Raw genomic sequence first — 1,559 nt, forward strand, 5'->3', positions numbered from 1 at the left:
TGGCTCCTATCTTTGCACCGATTTTTGCTCCTATCTTTGCACCGATTTTTGCTCCTATCTTTGCTCCAAGTTTTGCACCTATCTTTGCACCTACTGATGCACCTACCTTAGCCCCTACCGCTGCCGCAATTGCTGCCGCAATTGTTGCTGGAATAGGTGGTGCTGGTGCTGGCGGTGGTGCTGGCGGTGCTGGTGCTGGCGGTGGTGCTGGTGGCTTCGCTGCAGGTGGCGCTGGTGGTGCTGGTGGTATTGGAGGTGCTGGTGGTGGTGTTGGTGGTGGTGCTGCTGGTGGTGGTACAGGCGGAGCTGCTGGTGGTGGTGTTGGCGCCACTATCGGAGTTGGTGCTGGTGGTAGTGATGGAGGCGCTCCTACAGATGGCTTTGGCACACTTGGAGGTGAAACTTTCACCTCAACACATCCCATTACAGTAATTTCACCACTATTTACTTTGCTATTTCCAAAGAAGTCCTCTGCAGAGATACTGTAATTAAATTTGGTTTTGTCAACCTTTAAAACCTTTGGAAGTGTTGCATTACAATTCAATGAATACAATGATGTTTGGATACATTCTACACTTGCTTTTTCCCATGTATTATTGACAGAATAATTTACCTTTATCTTCGAATTGAGTAAGGTATGGTCGGTTACATTAAATTTCAGTTTCTGATCTATGCAAACATAATTAACATCTAAAATATTTGGCGGCGATTTATCAACGACAAATGATAGTATGTTCTTCTTTATGAAAGAATATCCAAAGGAGTCAGTAATATTAATTGACAAATTATAATCGCCACTTGAAAAGTTTTGTGAATCAATCAATGAAGCAAATCCTCTTTTATCGTTTTGTATAGATGTGAAATCAGAGCCATTAAATAGTATATTTGTGCAATTAGTTGGATCACTTACAGAACAAATTGTAATGGTAATGACAGTATTGTTGTCTATATCCCCAACAACAAAGGATAAAGGTGAGATTCTATACATTGAATCCTTTGAACCACCCATTTTGCCCCACTGCGTTAATGAACCAAGCTCAGGACGCTTAACGACTTTTAATGTTAATGATGTATTGTCTGTCGCATTAAAGTCGTTTGGAATATTCTCAACATCCTCTATTTGTATACCGTTCTTGTAATATGCTGTTACATTGGCAAAATTTGTCACATCAGCAAATTTCTCATAACTTAAATTATCATATCTTGCTTTTGCAGTTATTGTTAAATTTAATGATTCTTCTGGATTGAGTGTTATGTTTGTAGCCCACTTATATAAAGTATAGTTTTCATCTTCGCTAAGCTTTGTTCCATCTATAGAAATATTTGTTCCGTTGTATGTAATTGTAGCATTTGTGATATTTAGGTATCTCGTTGGGAATCTATCATAGATTGTGACATTGTATGCCTTTGCTGTATTGTTTTGTAAATTCTTGACTGTTATTGTAAATTTAACTGTATCTGCGATTGTTTCTCCCCTGTTTACGCTGACCTCTGAGACGTTTGCTGTCTTTGTTATATTTAATATTGGCTTCTTTACTAAAATTTCGCTTGTTGAATTT

General features: G+C 38.6%; 1 protein-coding gene. It reads right to left on the bottom strand.

Annotated features, from left to right (window positions below):
- A partial coding sequence (locus K6343_00255; protein MEF3244406.1) for a DUF11 domain-containing protein occupies positions 1–1,559 on the bottom strand: 1,559 nt, incomplete at both ends.

The sequence above is a fragment of the Caldisericaceae bacterium genome (assembly GCA_036574215.1).
In the GTDB taxonomy this organism is placed as follows: Bacteria; Caldisericota; Caldisericia; order Caldisericales; family Caldisericaceae; genus Caldisericum.